Here is a 16,329-nt window from a genome sequence, read left to right as displayed (position 1 = left end):
TGGCTTCAGCATATTATTGGAATGCGGATCGCAGGATCAATCCTTGCGTACCCGGCCCCCTTGCACCGCCTCGGGGAGATGTTACTCTGCCGCTTTAACGCTGCCGGAGAGATGACGTGATTCGTTTTGCCATTGTGGGAACAAACTGGATTACACGCCAGTTTATTGATGCCGCCCATGAAACCGGAGCGATGAAGCTCTGTGCGGTCTACTCACGCAGTCAGCAGCAGGCCGACGCCTTTATTGCTGATTATCCCTGCAAACAGACCTTTACCTCACTGGATGCCCTGGCCGCCTGCCCGGAGATCGACGCGGTCTATCTTGCCAGCCCCAATGCCCTGCACTGCCAGCAGGCGCTGCTGTTTATGTCGCACGGCAAGCATGTGATTTGCGAAAAACCGCTGGCCTCTAACCTGGCGGAAGTGGAGCAGATGATCGCCTGCGCCCGTGAGCATCAGGTGGTGCTGTTCGAGGCGTTTAAAACCGCCAGCCTGCCAAACTTCCAGCGGCTGAAGCAGGCGCTGCCAGACGTGGGTACACTGCGAAAAGCCCTGCTGAATTACTGCCAGTACTCCTCACGTTATCCGCGTTATCTCAACGGCGAGAATCCTAATACCTTTGATCCCCGCTGGTCGAATGGCTCAGTCATGGATATCGGTTATTACTGCCTGGCATCGGCAGTAGCACTATGGGGCGAGCCAGACCGTGTGCAGGCCACCGCGACGTTGCTGGCGAGCGGCGTGGATGCCCATGGCGTGGTGGTGCTGAGCTACGGCGATTTCGACGTGACGATTCTGCATTCCAAGGTGAGTGACTCTTCACTGCCCAGCGAAATTCAGGGTGAAGCCGGTACGCTGGTCATTGAGAAGCTTTCGGAGTGCCAGAAGCTGACCTTTATTCCTCGTGGTGCTGAAAAGCAGGCGCTGAGTGAGCCACAGCATATCAACACCATGCTATATGAAGTGGCCGCGTTTGCCCGGCTGGTTGAGCAGCGTCAGGTGGACCATCCCGGACTGGAGATTTCGCGGATTACCGCCGCGCTTCTGACCGAAATCCGCCGCCAGACCGGTGTTATCTTCCCGGCCGATCAGGCTGCTGTGTAAATATTTCTAAATATGTCTGGGATAGGTTGCTTCCTGTGCGGCTAAAACGTAACTTACTCTCCTGCAAAGGGGAGTAACTTGTAAGCTGATTGATCGTCACTACGTTGCGAAAGCATCCGGTCATCAGGCAACCCGGAATCGATTTCTGTGTTGTAAGTGAGACCTTGCCGGAAGGCGAGGTTTGCTTACACAAAAATAAGCGGCTGACGTCTTCTGACTTCAGCCGTTTTTTTCTTTTTAAGACAGGATACGAATATGCAAACTGTGGGTACGCCTTTACTCTGGGGCAGCTTTGCGGTTGTGGTGCTTATCATGCTGGCTATCGACCTGCTGTTGCAGGGACGCCGCGGCGCGCAGACCATGTCTTTCAAACAGGCGGCTGTCTGGTCGCTGATCTGGGTTTCCGTCTCACTGCTGTTTAGCGCCGCTTTCTGGTGGTATCTGGAGGGCAGCGTGGGACGTGAAGTCGCTAACACCCAGACGCTCGCCTTCCTGACCGGCTACGTTCTGGAAAAAGCGCTGGCGGTAGATAACGTCTTCGTCTGGCTGATGCTGTTCAGCTACTTCTCTATTCCGGCCAACCTGCAGCGCCGTGTACTGATCTACGGCGTGTTAGGCGCTATCGTGCTGCGTACTATCATGATCTTTGCCGGTAGCTGGCTGGTCACCCAGTTCAGCTGGATCCTCTATGTGTTCGGTGCCTTCCTGCTGTTTACCGGTGTGAAGATGGCGCTGGCGAAAGAGGATGACAGTGCAGTGGGCGACAAACCGGTGGTGCGCTGGTTACGTAAGCATTTACGCATGACCGATGATCTCGACGGCGAGAAGTTCTTTACCCGCAAAAACGGCGTGCTGTTTGCGACCCCGCTGCTGCTGGTGCTGATCATGGTGGAACTCAGCGACGTGATCTTTGCCGTCGACAGTATCCCGGCCATTTTCGCCGTGACTACCGACCCGTTCATCGTGCTGACCTCAAACCTGTTCGCTATCCTGGGCTTGCGTGCCATGTACTTCCTGCTGGCAAACGTGGCGGAACGCTTCTCGATGCTGAAGTATGGTCTGGCGATTGTGCTGGTGTTTATCGGCTTTAAGATGCTGATTGTGGACCTGTACCATATCCCGGTTGGTATCTCACTGGGTGTGGTCAGTGCCATTCTGGCCTCAACCCTGCTGATTAATGCCTGGGTTAACCGCAAAAGAGATCAGAAAAAGATCGCACCATAATTACCTGCAGGGGCAGCGTATGCCCCTGTTTTATTTTGCGACAGACTGTCGTGCCATTTCATCCCTCTGTCACACTTCCACTATTCAGCATAATTAAAATCTGACCTGCGCCACACTGACAGAACTTTCTCTTTTCTCATCTGATGTTTTCCTTATACTCCGCCGGGCAAACCGTTTTAGCCGATGTAAAACATCGCGTCTGAAACTACATCCGCGACAAAACACAGAAAATATTATGCAGAAAACTTTCTCCGCACGTCTGGGCACGCTGCTCGCCGGAAGCCTGGTGAAGCAAATCTTGATTGGGCTGATCGCTGGTGTGGCGCTCGCCTGGATTTCACACGATGCCGCGCTGGCAGTCGGTCTGCTGGGTGAACTGTTTGTCAGTGCGCTGAAAGCGGTCGCGCCATTGCTGGTACTGATGCTGGTGATCGCCTCGATTGCCAACCACCAGCAGGGCCAGAAAAGTAATATCCGGCCAATTATCATGCTCTATCTGCTGAGCACCTTTTTCGCGGCGGTGGTCGCGGTGGTCTTCAGCCATCTGGTTCCGCAGACACTTACACTGGCGGCAGGCACAACGGAAATCGTTCCTCCTTCCGGCATCACCGAAGTGCTCCATGGGCTGCTGATGAGCATGGTCGCCAACCCAATCACCGCGCTGATGCAGGCTAACTATATTGGCATTCTGGTGTGGGCCATTGGCCTGGGGCTGGCGTTCCGTCACAGCAGTGACAGCACCCGCGCCTTGCTGAATGATGCGTCTCATGCCGTAACCTGGCTGGTACGCTGCGTCATCCGCTGCGCGCCAGTCGGTATTTTCGGTCTGGTGGCATCGATTCTGGCTTCAACCGGCTTTGGGGCACTGTGGCAATATGCGCATCTGCTGGCGCTGTTGATCGGCTGTATGCTGCTGATGGCACTGGTGGTGAACCCGATGCTGGTGTTCTCTAAAATCCGCCGTAACCCTTATCCACTGGTCTTCACCTGCCTGCGTGAAAGTGGCGTCACCGCCTTCTTTACCCGCAGTTCTGCTGCCAACATTCCGGTGAATATGGCGCTGGCGAAACGTCTGGATCTGGATGAGGATACCTATTCGGTGTCGATTCCTCTGGGCGCAACCATCAGTATGGCGGGTGCGTCGATCACGATTACCGTGCTGACGCTGGCGGCGGTGCATACGCTGGGGATCAGCATTGATGTGCCGACGGCGATTCTGCTGAGTCTGGTGGCGTCACTCTGCGCTTGTGGTGCATCGGGCGTGGCGGGCGGTTCGCTGCTGCTGATTCCGGTAGCCTGCAATATGTTCGGCATTCCGAATGACCTGGCGATGCAGGTGGTGGCGGTCGGCTTTATTATCGGCGTACTGCAGGATTCGGCGGAAACCGCGCTGAATTCCTCTACTGATATTCTGTTTACTGCCGCCGTCTGTCAGGCAGAAGCAGAGCGCGAAGCCAGCCGGGCTTAAGATAGTTATTACCGTCTGTTAATCCTGTGCTCTTCGCGGATGGCAGAGTCCGATCGCAAAGTCGCTTTACGCATCCCTGCACGCTCGGCCCGCGCCTTCTCTGGCGCGGGACGCTTTGCTCTTCGGACTCTGCTACCCGCTCTCTGAGCTTTTGAGCTATCTGAAAGAACAAGATCGCGTTTGGTTTTAGAGCGTCACACCACTTTTGAAAATCGCCAGCTCGCGGAAGTCGTTCTTCTCGTTGTTGGTCGGCTGACCGCTGGCAATCGCCACAATGCTGTCGACAAAATCTTCCAGCAGCGCATCCATGCTCATGCCCTCGATCAACCGTCCGGCATTAAAGTCGATCCAGTGCGGTTTCTTCTCCGCCAGCGGCGTGTTGGTCGCCAGCTTCACTGTTGGCACAAAACCGCCATATGGCGTGCCGCGTCCGGTACTGAACAGCACCATGTGGCAACCGGCTCCTGCCAGCGCACTGGTAGCGACCGCATCATTGCCCGGCGCACTCAGCAGATTGAGACCAGGCGTTTTTAACCGCTCGCCATACTTCAGCACATCGACGACCTGGCTCTGCCCCGCTTTCTGAGTACAGCCCAGAGACTTCTCTTCCAGCGTGGTGATGCCGCCTGCTTTATTGCCCGGCGACGGATTCTCGTAGATGGGCTGCTGGTGATCGATAAAGTACTGCTTGAAGTCATTGATCATGGCGACTGTTTTGCCGAAGGTCTCTTCGTCGCGACAGCGACTCATCAGAATCCGCTCTGCGCCAAACATTTCTGGCACTTCAGTCAGCACGGTCGTGCCGCCATTGGCGATCATCTGGTCCGAGAAACGCCCCAGTAACGGGTTGGCCGTGATGCCAGACAAACCGTCCGAACCGCCGCACTCCAGACCAAACTTCAGCTCGCTGAGTTTGCCTGGTTCACGCCGGTCATGCCGCATTTTTTCATACAAGGCATGCAGGCGCTCCAGCCCGGCTTCAACCTCATCATCATGCTGCTGGCACACCATAAATTCGACCCGGTCGCTTTCAAACGCGCCGAGGGTCTCACGGAAAACATCGACCTGATTGTTTTCACAACCGAGACCAATCACCAGCACCGCACCCGCATTAGGGTGGCGCACCATATTCTGCAGCATGGTGCGGGTATTTTCGTGGTCCTGCCCCAGTTGCGAACAGCCGAAGGTGTGGCTGAACAGGAATGCGCCATCGATTCCTTCGGCCTCCTGTGTCTCTTTCAGGAAACGCTGCAGGATCTGACGCGCAATGCCGTTTACACAGCCGACGGTCGGCAGGATCCACAGCTCATTGCGGATGCCGACTTCGCCGTTAGCACGACGATAGATCTGTACCTCACGATCACCCGGCTGCGGCGGTAAGGTCACGAACTCAGGCTGATACGCATATTCATCCAGATCGCTGAGATTGGTGCGGGCGTTCTGCGAATGGATTAACTCACCGGCGGCCACAGGCTGGGTGGCATGGGCAATCGGCAACCCATACTTGATCACCAGCTCATCCTGGGCGATAGGATGCAGGGCAAATTTATGCCCGCGCCCGACCGCCTGTTGCACCGACACACTCAGTGGTGGCAGCTCTATGGTGGCGCCCGCCTCTAAGTCACGTAACGCCACGGCGACATTGTCGCGGGGGTCAATTTTAATTGCGTCTTGCATAGCGTTATCTCAGTTGGCTCAGCGCCTCACGCATTCCGTGGGCGATGATATTTTGCAGGTGTTGGGTGACAACCGTAGCCAGTCCGGGCTGACGGGTTAAATCTTCGCCCCAGTGTTGCGCGTCGCTAAGCACGCCGTGCACCAGCTGTTGCGGTGACAGCTGATCCGCATCAAGTGCTTTCCAGGCGTCGGCGTAGTGCTGTAACCACTGCGGCTCATCCTGTAATGGCCAGCTTTTACCGGCTGACTCGCCGCGATAAAAGGCGATCAGCGCCGCCAGCGCAAAAGTGATGTGTGTCGGCCAGTTGCCCGTTTGCTGATGCGCGGCAAGCAGTGGCGTCAACAGACGGGTGCGGAACTTGGTCATGCCATTAAGCGCAATCGACAGCAGCGCATGGCGAATGAACGGATTGCGGAAGCGGCGTTGTACCGCATCAGCAAAGGCGTGCAGTTCATCGGCTGGCAGATCCAGCGTCGGGATCACTTCATGACGCAGCAGGTTATCCACAAATCCGGCAATCGCCGGATCGGCCATCGCCTCCCCGACACTTTCAACACCGGCCAGAAACGCCACCGGCACCATCGCGGTATGTGCGCCATTGAGGATCGCCACTTTCTGCGCTTTATAGGGCGCAATGTCATCCACATGACGCACCTGTGGCGACAGCGCCGCCAGTTTCAGTTCACTGAACAGCGCCGACGGCCCCTGAATCACAAACTGGTAGTAGACTTCGCCCGCCACCAGATAGCGATCTTCATAACCCAGTTCACGTTGCAACTGCTCGCTTTCCGCCGGAAAGCCGGTAACGATGCGGTCAACCAGGGTGTTATAGAAAGCACAGTGCTCATGAACCCAGGTTTTAAATTCGGATGGCAGATGCCAGTGATCGGCGTAACGCAGCACCAGATCGCGCAACGCGTCGCCGTTATGGTCAATCAGCTCACACGGCACCACCAGCCAGCCACGATCGCTGGCGCCATTGAAATGGGAATAGCGCGCCCACAGCAGCTGCGTCAGTTTGCCGGGGAAGCTGCTGGCGGGCTGATCGGTGAGCTGATCCGTGCCAACAAAGGCGATGCCCGCCTCAGTGGTGTTGGAGAAAACCATGCGCAGGTCGGGATTCCGGGCCAGCGCCATAAATTCAACAAACTGCTGCCAGGGCTGGATCTCACGGTTGAGGCTGCGGATCAGCCGGGTTTCACTGACCTGCTCGCCCTGATCGTTGAGTCCGCGGATCAGCGTGGTGTAGAGGCCATCCTGCTGATTCAGGCTGTCGCTGACTTCACGGTTGCGCGGCCGCACCACCACAATTCCGGCATCGGTGCCCTGATGTTCATTCAGCCAGTCAATCTGCCAGTCAATAAAGGCGCGCAGGAAGTTACCTTCGCCGAACTGAATCACCCGGTCGCGATAGCGTGCGCCCGGGAAGTCGTGGCGGTTTAGCCTTTTCATCATCAGGCTCCCAGCTCGATGCCGAAGTAATCGCGGGCATTGTTGAAGCAGATGTTCTGAACCATCTGGCCTAACAGCGCTTCATCGGCTGGCGCTTCACCCTGCTCTACCCAGCGGCCAATCATCTGGCACAGCAACCGGCGGAAATATTCGTGGCGGGTGTAAGAGAGGAAGCTGCGGCTGTCGGTCAGCATCCCGACGAAGCGGCTCAGCAGGCCAATCTGCGCCAGCTGGGTCATCTGACGCTGCATACCGTCCAGCTGGTCATTGAACCACCAGGCGGAACCAAACTGCATTTTCCCCGCCTGACCTTCACCCTGGAAGTTGCCTGCCATCGTCGCCAGTACTTCGTTATCGCGCGGATTCAGGCAATAGAGGATGGTTTTCGGCAGCGCATTATTAAGGTTCTGTGCGCCCAGCAGGCGGGCCAGCGGTTCAGCCAGCGGCTGGTCGTTAATGGAGTCAAAGCCCACATCCGGCCCCAGCAACTGGTACTGGCGTGGGTTGGTATTGCGCAGTGCGCCAATGTGATACTGCTGTACCCAGCCACGGCGGGCATATTCGCTGCCCAGCCAGACCAGTACCGCCGTTTTGAACTGCGCCGTTTCGTGCGGATTCGGTGCTGTACCGCTGCGTCGGCGCGCCAGAATCACATCCAGCGTGGCGTCGTCCGCCTCGGCATAACAGACCACATCCAGCGCGTGATCGGAGACTTTACAGCCGTGCGCCGCAAAGTGATCCAGCCGCTGATACAGTGCGCTGCGCAGATCGTCAAAACGCTGCACGCTGATGTCGGTCAGATGTTCCAGCGTCTCAATCCACGGCAGGAAGGTGTCGGCTTCGATATTAAAGGCTTTGTCCGGACGCCAGCTTGGCAGCACTTTAACGCTGAAACTGGTGTCGTCTGCCAGCGCGCGGTGATGGCGCAGGTCATCCAGCGGATCGTCTGTGGTGCCGACCATCTTCACCTTCATCTGCTGCATGATGCCACGCGTGGTGAAGCTATCCTGCGCCAGCAGTTCATTGCAGCGATGCCAGATGCTGTCAGCCGTTTTCTCAGAAAGCAGCGTGTCGGTAATGCCGAAAGGCCAGCGTAATTCCAGGTGGGTCCAGTGATAGAGCGGGTTGCCGATGGTGTGCGGCACGGTACGCGCCCAGGCGTCAAACTTTTCACGATCGCTGGCGTTGCCGGTACAGAACGCCTCAGCCACACCGTTGGCGCGCATTGCCCGCCACTTGTAGTGATCGCCCTTCAGCCAGATGTCATAAAGATTGGCAAAGCGATAATTTTCGGCAATCTGCTGCGGCGGTAAGTGGCAGTGATAGTCGAAAATCGGCTGATCCTTCGCGTAGTCGTGATAGAGACGGCGGGCGAATTCACTATCCAGCAAAAAATCCTCGGTCATGAAACGTGACATACATGCTTCCTCATCTACTGAACCACTGATGGCCCAAAGTTATCATACCAATTTTAGTCCGTTACGGATTTATTTGCGATCCTGCTCACATAAACGGCGATGTCTGGCTACCGTTATGGACATTTTTGTCGCCCGCAGCGCGCTAAATGGCTGTCATTACGCAGGTTTCCAGTATCCCACAGTGCAGAAAGGGTTTTTGTGATGGCTCTCAACTTTTAAAGTTGTATAACAAGTTAGGCTCTCGTCCTATCGTGAGGTCGTTAGCGGCCCACAAATGGCAAGGTAAGAACAGGGTTGCTCAGACAGAACCTGCGGGCGTGAGCAGAGCTGCATCACGGGCTGTCCCGCTCCAGATAACAACAGCGGCAAGACCGCATACAGAACTGGAAGAGGTAGAGGATGCGTAAGATCAAAGGGTTACGCTGGTACATGATTGGACTGGTGACGATCGGTACGGTATTAGGGTATCTGACCCGTAATACCATCGCCGTGGCGGCCCCGACATTGATGACAGAGCTGCATATCACTACGCAGCAGTATTCATACATCATTGCGGCCTATTCAGCCTGCTATACGCTGATGCAACCGGTGGCGGGTTATGTGCTGGATCTGCTGGGCACCAAAGTCGGCTACGCCGTGTTTGCTGTGCTGTGGGCAATCTTCTGTGCCGCCACGGCGATGGCAGGCAGCTGGGGCGGCCTTGCTCTGGCGCGTGGTGCCGTCGGTGCGGCTGAAGCGGCGATGATCCCGGCGGGTCTCAAAGCGAGTAGTGAGTGGTTCCCGGCCAAAGAGCGTTCGGTCGCGGTAGGCTACTTTAACGTCGGTTCATCTATCGGTGCGATGCTGGCTCCGCCGCTGGTGGTCTGGGCAATCGTGGCACACAGCTGGCAGATGGCCTTTATCATGACCGGTGTGCTGAGCATGGTCTGGGCACTCTGCTGGCTGGTGTTTTACAAACATCCGAAACAGCAGAAGAAGCTGAGTGATGAAGAGCGCGACTACATTATCTCCGGTCAGGAAGCACAGCATCAGACCGGCAACACCCGCAAAATGTCGGCGCTGCAGATTATCCGTAACCGCCAGTTCTGGGGCATTGCTCTGCCGCGTTTTCTGGCAGAACCGGCGTGGGGAACCTTCAACGCCTGGATTCCGCTGTTTATGTTTAAGGTGTACGGCTTCAATCTGAAAGAGATTGCGATGTTCGCCTGGATGCCGATGCTGTTCGCGGACTTCGGCTGCATCCTGGGCGGCTATCTGCCGCCGCTGTTTCAGCGCTGGTTCGGCGTTAACCTGATCGTTTCCCGTAAAATGGTGGTGACGATGGGTGCGCTGTTAATGATTGCGCCAGGCACCATTGGCCTGTTCACCAGCCCTTACGTCGCCATTGGTCTGCTGTGCGTCGGCGGCTTTGCGCATCAGGCCCTTTCAGGTGCGCTCATTACCCTGTCGTCAGACGTTTTCGGCCGTAATGAAGTCGCGACGGCTAACGGCCTGACCGGCATGGCAGCCTGGACCGCCAGCACGATGTTTGCGCTGGTCGTGGGTGCCCTGGCCGATACGCTGGGCTTCAGCCCGCTGTTTGCTGCCCTGGCGGTGTTCGATCTGCTGGGTGCCGTGGTGATCTGGACAGTCCTGAAAAATAAACCGATTTCAGAGCTGGAAGCGGAAGTGGCGATTCCACCAGCCAGCGCCGTTCACAATTGATTTGCCGGGCTGGCGCGAGCCAGCCCATTTCCTCGCACCGCCTGAAGTGGTATAACAACTTATCTGTCTGCTACCAGGATTGTGCTATGGACCTCACTGAATCCCGTCGACTCTACCAACAGCTTGCCAGCGAGCTCAAAAGCCGCATTGAAACCGGAATCTATCCGGTGGGCGACAAACTGCCTGCTGAACGCCTGATTGCCGAAGAGATGGAAGTGAGCCGCACCGTTGTCCGTGAAGCGATCATCATGCTGGAAGTAGAAGGCTATGTTGAGGTCCGTAAAGGATCGGGTATTCACGTCATTGCCAGCCAGCAGCAGAATCGCATCGCCCCCACCAGCAGCCAGCTGGAATTTGCCACCTTTGGCCCGTTTGAGCTACTGCAGGCGCGCCAGCTCATTGAAAGTAACGTGGCCGAGTTCGCAGCCACCCAGGTCACGCGTCAGGACATTATCGACCTGATGGCGATTCAGGAAAAAGCCCGCCAGGAGGATCACTTCCGTGATTCCGAGTGGGACATGCAGTTTCATGTGCGCATCGCGCAATCCACCCAGAACAGTGCTTTAGCCGCCATCGTTGAAAAAATGTGGCTGCACCGCCTGCACAATCCCTACTGGCTCAAACTTCATGAACATATCGACCAGCGCAGCATTCTCAGCTGGTGCGACGACCACGATCAGATTCTCAAAGCGCTGATGCGTAAAGATCCCGCCGCCAGCAAACTGGCGATGTGGCAACATCTGGAAAATACTAAACAGATGCTGTTTAACGCGACGGCGGATGATTTTGAATTTAACGTGGATCGTTACATGTTCGGTGAGAATCCGGTCATCCTGCCTGATGGGTCCAATAACGCCCGCTAAAAGCGCCTGAAAACAGCCTGAGATGGTCAGTTAATCTGCAATAGTGTCAGGTCATGTAAAGCTCCTTTTTACAGGGCGTTTCACAAGGTAAAACTCCTGTTCGCAAGAGAGTTTTACTGTCTCAGACAGGCGATTTTTGTTACAGTTATCGCCCTTTTATTACCCTTTGCGACAAGGGTTTATAAAGTTGCTGATTTAACAATCGATTCTGGAAGGATCCGGAAAATCCCGCCCAGGCTGCGCGCCTAAAATTTATAACGAAATGCCGGTCTGCGTTTAAGTCCCTGTGGGACATGTTTAACAATGATGTTCAGGAATGATTGATGGATATTTTGCAAGCGTTGCTGCATGCCCTGTGGCAACAGGACTATGAAACTCTCTCCGATCCCACGCTGGTATGGGCCATTTACGGCGTGTTGTTCATGATTTTATTCTTAGAAAATGGCCTTCTTCCTGCCGCATTCCTGCCAGGTGACAGTCTGCTGATTCTGGTCGGCGTACTGATTGCCAAAGGCACCATGAGTTTCCCTTTAACGATTCTGGTTCTGACGACCGGCGCCAGTCTGGGCTGCTGGGTGAGCTACATACAAGGCCGCTGGCTGGGTAATACGCCCACGGTTCAGAAATGGCTCTCTCATTTGCCTGCCCAGTACCACCTGCGCGCGCACAGCATGTTTCACCGTCACGGCTTATCTGCCCTGCTGATTGGTCGCTTTATCGCCTTTGTGCGAACGCTGCTGCCCACCATTGCCGGGCTGTCAGGCCTCAGCAATGCCCGTTTTCAGTTCTTTAACTGGGTAAGTGCATTCCTGTGGGTGGTAATTTTGACCGTTATCGGCTTCGCGCTGGGAAAAACCCCGATTTTCCGTCGTTACGAAGATGAGATGATGTTTTTCCTGATGATGCTGCCACTGGCGCTGCTGGTATTTGGCCTGGTGGGATCGCTGGTGGTGTTATGGCGTAAACGACAGGCGAATCAAAACGGGAAAGCCGAGTAATGAAACTGCTGCAGGCTATTCCTAAACGGTGGTTACCGTGGTTGATTGCTGGCGCGTTTGCGCTGGTCGCGCTCTGTGCAATTCCACCGCTGATGAAACACGAGACGGTCGTCCAGATTCGAGTTTCCCATGCAGGTGCAACGCTGCCAGATGGTTTTTATCTCTATCAGCAATTAAGCGCACAAGGTATTCGTATCAAAAGCATAACGCCCGCGGGTGATGCGCTGATCATTCATTTTGACAGCGAAGAACAGAGTCTGGCAGCACAGAAGGTGTTGCGCCGCCTGTTGCCACAAGGCTTTATTGTGGCGCAGCACGATCATTCTCAGCACCTTTCGCTTGCGTAATCCCCCTCTCCCTCTTTTTCAGACCGTTGCCGCATGCCGCGACGGTCTGAAAGCCGCTCTATCTCCCGGTCTTCTTTGAACTTTTTACTATCGGTGTCTATGCTTAAGCGAGAGTCGATTCTTAGCACCCGCAGGCACAAGATCGCGCAGGTGATGAGGAGTCAGGTCGCAATGGAAGGTTCAGGACCGATGAAATATCAAGTATTGATGGGCATTGCTCTGTTTTCGCTATCGGGTTCGCTGCTGGCAGCAGAATCGCTGTGTGAGCAGAAAGAGCAGGATATTCAGCGTGAAATTGGGATGGCGCAAAAGCATAACAACCAGCGCCGGGTTAATGGTCTGGAGCGCGCGCTGACCGAAGTCCGGGCAGATTGCAGCGATAAAAAGCTTGAAGCCGCCCATCTGGAAAGAATTAACGCGCAAAAGCAGAAAGTTGCAGAGCGTGAGCACGCACTCAGGGAAGAGCGTGAAGAGGGCCATGACAGGGAAAAGATTGCTAAGCGACAACAAAAACTGGATGAAGCGCGCCGGGAACTGAAAAAGTTACAGGCGGAGCCCTATTAATTGGAATTAACCAACTGATGTTAAAGGAGTATTTTATGTCTAAAGACACATCATCGGAACATTTGCGTGCTGAACTGAAAAACCTCGCCGATACCCTGGAAGAAGTACTGAGCAGCAGTACTGAAAAATCCAAAGGTGAGCTGGATAAACTTCGCAGCAAAGCGCGTGATGCGCTGGACAGCTCACGTGAACGTCTGGGCGAATCAAGCGAGCGCATTGCTGCGACTACGCGTGAAGCGGCACAGAGAGCTGAAGGCTATGTGCGTGAAAATCCATGGCATGGTGTGGGCATCGGTGCAGCGATTGGCGTCGCACTGGGCATGCTCATTTCGCGTCGTTAACTATGGCTGACTCACAGCACAACCACGGCCCGGCTAAAGGGGTCATTAACATCGGCCAGCGTATTGTGACCACGCTGGTTGGCATGGTCGAGACGCGTGTTCGTCTGGCAGTGGTGGAACTGGAGCATGAGAAAGCTAACCTGATTCAGCTGCTGTTGATGGTTGGCCTGACCATGCTGTTCACTGCATTTGGTCTGATGAGCCTGATGGTTCTGATTATCTGGGCAGTAGATGCACAGTATCGTCTGATGGCCATTGGCATCACAACCGGCACACTGTTCCTGCTGGCGGTCATTCTGGGACTCTGGACACTTCACAAGTCGCGTCAGTCAACGCTGTTACGCCATACGCGTAAAGAGCTGGAAACTGATCGTAATTTGCTTGAGGAACAACGCTGATGAGCCGCCGCGAGCGTGAAGAACGCATCCATGAACTGCTTAAGCATGTGCAGCAGCAGCGGCTGGATTTAAGCGCTGCGCGGCGTGACTGGCTGGAAGGGACCGCCCATTACGATCGTGGCTGGTTTACTTTCCTCAGCTTACGTCGCTATCTGGCTATTGGCAGCAGCGCGCTGGCCGTCTACTCAATTCGTAGTCCCAGTAAGATCTTACGCTGGGCCAAACGGGGATTCGGTGCCTGGAGTACCTGGCGCATGATTAAATCGGCTCTGCCACCGCGTTAATTTTGTTAATAGCCGGTCCTGAAAAGGCCGGCTTTTCTTCATCAGATTTTCTGAAAAACACAGACAGTATATCTCGCTTACAACCTTTCCACTCCGCGATTATCATCTCCAGCCATCAACCCAATGAACGCAGTAGTGCTTTCAGCGGGCATAAACCCTGCGGGCAGCTTGCCCTGCATTCCTGATAGCGCTGGAGTAGATGATGAAAAAATTCGAAGATGTCGGTTTATTAGTGGCTCGCATCCTGATGCCAATCCTGTTCATTACGGCCGGCTGGGGCAAGATCACCGGTTATGCAGGTACTCAGCAATATATGGAAGCGATGGGCGTCCCTGGCTTTATGCTGCCGCTGGTTATTCTGCTGGAGTTTGGCGGCGGTCTGGCCATTCTGTTTGGTTTCCTGACCCGTTTCACTGCCCTGTTCACTGCAGGCTTCACCATCCTGACCGCGTTTCTGTTTCACAGTAACTTTGCCGAAGGTGTGAATCAGTTGATGTTCATGAAAAACCTCTCTATCGCGGGTGGTTTCCTGGTGTTAGGTCTGGTGGGTCCAGGCGCATACAGCATTGATCGCCTGATCAGCAAAAGAAAATCATAGGCGATTGCGCGCTAATCTCACATAAAGCGTAATGCCACATATACTTAGCAGGGCGGGGACATTTCCCCGCCCTGCTTGCATTGGAGCCATTATGGGACAGTTAATTGACGGTGTCTGGCATGACACCTGGTACGATACTAAATCTACCGGCGGACGTTTCAAACGTTCAGAGTCGGCTTTTCGCAACTGGGTCACGGCGGACGGTAGCGCCGGTCCGGTGGGCAAAGCGGGATTTGCTGCTGAGCGCGATCGCTATCATCTTTATGTCTCGCTGGCCTGCCCCTGGGCGCACCGTACGCTACTGATGCGTCAGCTGAAGGGTCTGGATAGCATGATCGACGTCTCCGTGGTGCATCCGTTGATGCTGGAGAACGGCTGGACCTTCGATGACACCTTTCAGGATGCGACGGGCGATAAGCTCTATCAGAACGAGTTCCTTTATCAGCTCTATTTGCATGCTGACCCGCAGTACAGTGGCCGTGTAACCGTGCCGGTATTATGGGACAAGCAGCAGAACACCATCGTCAGCAATGAATCGGCTGATATCATCCGCATGTTCAACAGTGCGTTTGATGCGGTCGGTGCCCGTGCCGGTGACTACTATCCGGTAGCGCTGCGCGAGAAGATTGATGAGCTGAATGGCTGGATCTACGATACGGTTAATAACGGCGTGTATAAATCGGGCTTTGCGACGTCGCAGTCCGCGTACGATGAGGCAGTGACTGCGCTGTTCCATTCGCTGTCGCGACTGGAGCAGCTCCTGGGCCAGCATCGCTATCTTACCGGTGATCAGCTGACCGAAGCGGATCTGCGTTTGTGGACCACGCTGGTGCGCTTTGATCCCGTCTATGTGACTCACTTTAAGTGCGATCGCCACCGGATCAGTGATTACAGAAACCTGAGCGGTTTCCTGCGTGATATCTATCAGATGCCGGGCATTGCAGAGACAGTCAATCTGCCGCATATCCGTCATCACTATTACTGCAGTCACAAGACCATCAACCCGAACGGCGTGATTTCGCTTGGGCCAGCGTTTGACTGGGATGAACCGCACGGCCGCGGTTAAGCTGCATTCGTATAGCGCCACAAAGCAAAAACCCCGCCGAAGCGGGGTTTCTGGTAAAAAATCGACGCTGACCGTTAAGCCGCGTTCTTTTCATAGAGAGCGTCGTGGACAGTCATTCATCGCTGCCTGCACCTAGCCCGCAAAAGCAAAAACCCCGCCGGAGCGGGGTTTCTGGTAAAAAGTCGACGCTGACCGTTAAGCCGCGTTCCTTTCATAGAGAGCGTCGTGGACAGTCATTCATCGCTGCCTGCACATAGCCCGCAAAAGCAAAAACCCCGCCGGAGCGGGGTTTCTGGTAAAAAGTCGACGCTGACCGTTAAGCCGCGTTCTTTTCATAGAGAGCGTCGTGGACAGTCATTCATCGCTGCCTGCACATAGCCCGCAAAAGCAAAAACCCCGCCGGAGCAGGGTTTCTGGTAAAAAGTCGAAGCTGACCGTTAAGCCGGGTTCTGTCGTGGACAGTCATTCATCTAGGCCAGCAATCGCTCACTGGCTCAAGCAGCCTACCCGGGTTCAGTACGGGCCGTACCTTGTGAACCCCTATTTGGCCTTGCTCCGGGTGGAGTTTACCGTGCCACGAACTGTTGCCAGTCGCGCGGTGCGCTCTTACCGCACCCTTTCACCCTTACCTGATCCCATTTCTGGGCCATCGGCGGTTTGCTCTCTGTTGCACTGGTCGTAGGCTTGCGCCTCCCAGGCGTTACCTGGCACCCTGCCCTATGGAGCCCGGACTTTCCTCCCCTCTGCCCGTCTCCCCACAAATGAGGACGACGACAAAGCGGCGACTGTCTGGTCAGCTTCGGCGCGGGATAATAGGACATCC

Annotated in this window: 16 protein-coding genes and 1 other RNA gene; 13 read left to right on the top strand and 4 right to left on the bottom strand. The window is 55.2% G+C overall.

Annotation, left to right across the window (positions count from 1 at the left end):
- The first annotated feature begins 116 nt into the window (after positions 1–116).
- The 3 genes from IAI47_RS02935 to sstT all read left to right on the top strand — a co-directional run bounded on the left by IAI47_RS02935 (position 117) and on the right by sstT (position 3,795).
- Entirely contained in the window at positions 117–1,103 is a 987-nt protein-coding gene (locus IAI47_RS02935; protein ID WP_008925763.1) for a Gfo/Idh/MocA family protein, read from the top strand.
- Between the two features lie 255 nt (positions 1,104–1,358).
- On the top strand, positions 1,359–2,327 hold the full coding sequence (locus IAI47_RS02930) for a TerC family protein (RefSeq protein WP_008925764.1): 969 nt from the start codon (positions 1,359–1,361) through the stop codon (positions 2,325–2,327).
- A 235-nt stretch (positions 2,328–2,562) separates the two neighbouring features.
- Positions 2,563–3,795, top strand: a complete 1,233-nt coding sequence (gene sstT, locus IAI47_RS02925; RefSeq protein ID WP_008925765.1) for a serine/threonine transporter SstT — start codon at positions 2,563–2,565, stop codon at positions 3,793–3,795.
- A 186-nt stretch (positions 3,796–3,981) separates the two neighbouring features.
- On the opposite strand, the gene IAI47_RS02920 is transcribed toward sstT, so the two are convergent.
- The 3 genes from IAI47_RS02920 to uxaC are packed head-to-tail and all read right to left on the bottom strand — an operon-like array spanning position 3,982 to position 8,343.
- Positions 3,982–5,472, bottom strand: coding sequence for a UxaA family hydrolase (locus IAI47_RS02920; protein ID WP_008925766.1), 1,491 nt, complete (start codon positions 5,470–5,472; stop codon positions 3,982–3,984).
- Positions 5,473–5,476: 4 nt separating this feature from the next.
- Complete coding sequence (locus tag IAI47_RS02915; RefSeq protein WP_008925767.1) at positions 5,477–6,925, bottom strand: tagaturonate reductase; 1,449 nt, start codon at positions 6,923–6,925, stop codon at positions 5,477–5,479.
- Between the two features lie 2 nt (positions 6,926–6,927).
- Positions 6,928–8,343 (bottom strand): glucuronate isomerase, encoded by a 1,416-nt coding sequence (gene uxaC, locus IAI47_RS02910; protein WP_008925768.1) that lies wholly within the window; start codon positions 8,341–8,343, stop codon positions 6,928–6,930.
- Between the two features lie 399 nt (positions 8,344–8,742).
- On the opposite strand from uxaC, the gene IAI47_RS02905 reads away from it, so the two are divergent.
- The 10 genes from IAI47_RS02905 to IAI47_RS02860 all read left to right on the top strand — a co-directional run bounded on the left by IAI47_RS02905 (position 8,743) and on the right by IAI47_RS02860 (position 15,506).
- Positions 8,743–10,047 (top strand): MFS transporter, encoded by a 1,305-nt coding sequence (locus IAI47_RS02905; protein ID WP_008925769.1) that lies wholly within the window; start codon positions 8,743–8,745, stop codon positions 10,045–10,047.
- Positions 10,048–10,133: 86 nt separating this feature from the next.
- A complete protein-coding gene (gene exuR / locus IAI47_RS02900) occupies positions 10,134–10,910 on the top strand; it encodes a transcriptional regulator ExuR (RefSeq protein WP_003850218.1) in 777 nt (258 codons plus the stop codon).
- A 323-nt stretch (positions 10,911–11,233) separates the two neighbouring features.
- Entirely contained in the window at positions 11,234–11,908 is a 675-nt protein-coding gene (locus IAI47_RS02895; RefSeq protein ID WP_003850219.1) for a DedA family protein, read from the top strand.
- On the top strand, positions 11,908–12,255 hold the full coding sequence (mzrA, locus tag IAI47_RS02890) for an EnvZ/OmpR regulon moderator MzrA (protein ID WP_003850221.1): 348 nt from the start codon (positions 11,908–11,910) through the stop codon (positions 12,253–12,255). The genes IAI47_RS02895 and mzrA overlap by 1 nt, the downstream gene beginning before the upstream one ends.
- A 189-nt stretch (positions 12,256–12,444) precedes the next feature.
- Positions 12,445–12,819, top strand: coding sequence for a DUF1090 domain-containing protein (locus IAI47_RS02885; protein ID WP_033743157.1), 375 nt, complete (start codon positions 12,445–12,447; stop codon positions 12,817–12,819).
- Positions 12,820–12,854: 35 nt separating this feature from the next.
- A complete protein-coding gene (locus tag IAI47_RS02880) occupies positions 12,855–13,160 on the top strand; it encodes a YqjD family protein (protein WP_003850224.1) in 306 nt (101 codons plus the stop codon).
- A 2-nt stretch (positions 13,161–13,162) separates the two neighbouring features.
- The gene (locus tag IAI47_RS02875; RefSeq protein WP_003850226.1) at positions 13,163–13,558 is read left to right on the top strand and encodes a phage holin family protein; all 396 of its coding nucleotides are present in this window, start codon (positions 13,163–13,165) and stop codon (positions 13,556–13,558) included.
- A complete protein-coding gene (locus IAI47_RS02870) occupies positions 13,558–13,842 on the top strand; it encodes a YqjK-like family protein (RefSeq protein ID WP_003850228.1) in 285 nt (94 codons plus the stop codon). The genes IAI47_RS02875 and IAI47_RS02870 overlap by 1 nt, the downstream gene beginning before the upstream one ends.
- Positions 13,843–14,044: 202 nt before the next feature.
- Positions 14,045–14,440 carry a DoxX family protein gene (locus tag IAI47_RS02865; protein WP_008925770.1) on the top strand — a complete coding sequence of 132 codons (396 nt, stop codon included), beginning with the start codon at positions 14,045–14,047 and terminating at the stop codon, positions 14,438–14,440.
- A gap of 91 nt (positions 14,441–14,531) precedes the next feature.
- Positions 14,532–15,506 (top strand): glutathione S-transferase family protein, encoded by a 975-nt coding sequence (locus IAI47_RS02860; protein ID WP_008925771.1) that lies wholly within the window; start codon positions 14,532–14,534, stop codon positions 15,504–15,506.
- A gap of 422 nt (positions 15,507–15,928) precedes the next feature.
- On the opposite strand, the gene rnpB is transcribed toward IAI47_RS02860, so the two are convergent.
- An RNA gene (gene rnpB, locus IAI47_RS02855) (RNase P RNA component class A) lies at positions 15,929–16,307 on the bottom strand.
- Positions 16,308–16,329 lie beyond the last annotated feature (22 nt).

This window comes from Pantoea sp. MT58 (genome assembly GCF_014495885.1).
Taxonomy (GTDB): domain Bacteria; phylum Pseudomonadota; class Gammaproteobacteria; order Enterobacterales; family Enterobacteriaceae; genus Pantoea; species Pantoea eucalypti.
The sequence above is the reverse complement of the archived record's forward strand: the minus strand, read 5'-3'. Positions and strand labels throughout refer to the sequence as shown.

Bases quoted from the DNA above. Each gene is read 5' to 3' on its own strand.
- IAI47_RS02905 (WP_008925769.1), top strand. From the start codon at position 8,743: ATGCGTAAGATCAAAGGGTTACGCTGGTACATGATTGGACTGGTGACG.
- sstT (WP_008925765.1), top strand. From the start codon at position 2,563: ATGCAGAAAACTTTCTCCGCACGTCTGGGCACGCTGCTCGCCGGAAGC.
- IAI47_RS02865 (WP_008925770.1), top strand. From the start codon at position 14,045: ATGAAAAAATTCGAAGATGTCGGTTTATTAGTGGCTCGCATCCTGATG.
- IAI47_RS02930 (WP_008925764.1), top strand. From the start codon at position 1,359: ATGCAAACTGTGGGTACGCCTTTACTCTGGGGCAGCTTTGCGGTTGTG.
- IAI47_RS02875 (WP_003850226.1), top strand. From the start codon at position 13,163: ATGGCTGACTCACAGCACAACCACGGCCCGGCTAAAGGGGTCATTAAC.
- IAI47_RS02885 (WP_033743157.1), top strand. From the start codon at position 12,445: ATGAAATATCAAGTATTGATGGGCATTGCTCTGTTTTCGCTATCGGGT.
- IAI47_RS02880 (WP_003850224.1), top strand. From the start codon at position 12,855: ATGTCTAAAGACACATCATCGGAACATTTGCGTGCTGAACTGAAAAAC.
- IAI47_RS02895 (WP_003850219.1), top strand. From the start codon at position 11,234: ATGGATATTTTGCAAGCGTTGCTGCATGCCCTGTGGCAACAGGACTAT.
- mzrA (WP_003850221.1), top strand. From the start codon at position 11,908: ATGAAACTGCTGCAGGCTATTCCTAAACGGTGGTTACCGTGGTTGATT.
- IAI47_RS02860 (WP_008925771.1), top strand. From the start codon at position 14,532: ATGGGACAGTTAATTGACGGTGTCTGGCATGACACCTGGTACGATACT.
- exuR (WP_003850218.1), top strand. From the start codon at position 10,134: ATGGACCTCACTGAATCCCGTCGACTCTACCAACAGCTTGCCAGCGAG.
- IAI47_RS02870 (WP_003850228.1), top strand. From the start codon at position 13,558: ATGAGCCGCCGCGAGCGTGAAGAACGCATCCATGAACTGCTTAAGCAT.
- uxaC (WP_008925768.1), bottom strand. From the start codon at position 8,343: ATGTCACGTTTCATGACCGAGGATTTTTTGCTGGATAGTGAATTCGCC.
- IAI47_RS02915 (WP_008925767.1), bottom strand. From the start codon at position 6,925: ATGAAAAGGCTAAACCGCCACGACTTCCCGGGCGCACGCTATCGCGAC.
- IAI47_RS02920 (WP_008925766.1), bottom strand. From the start codon at position 5,472: ATGCAAGACGCAATTAAAATTGACCCCCGCGACAATGTCGCCGTGGCG.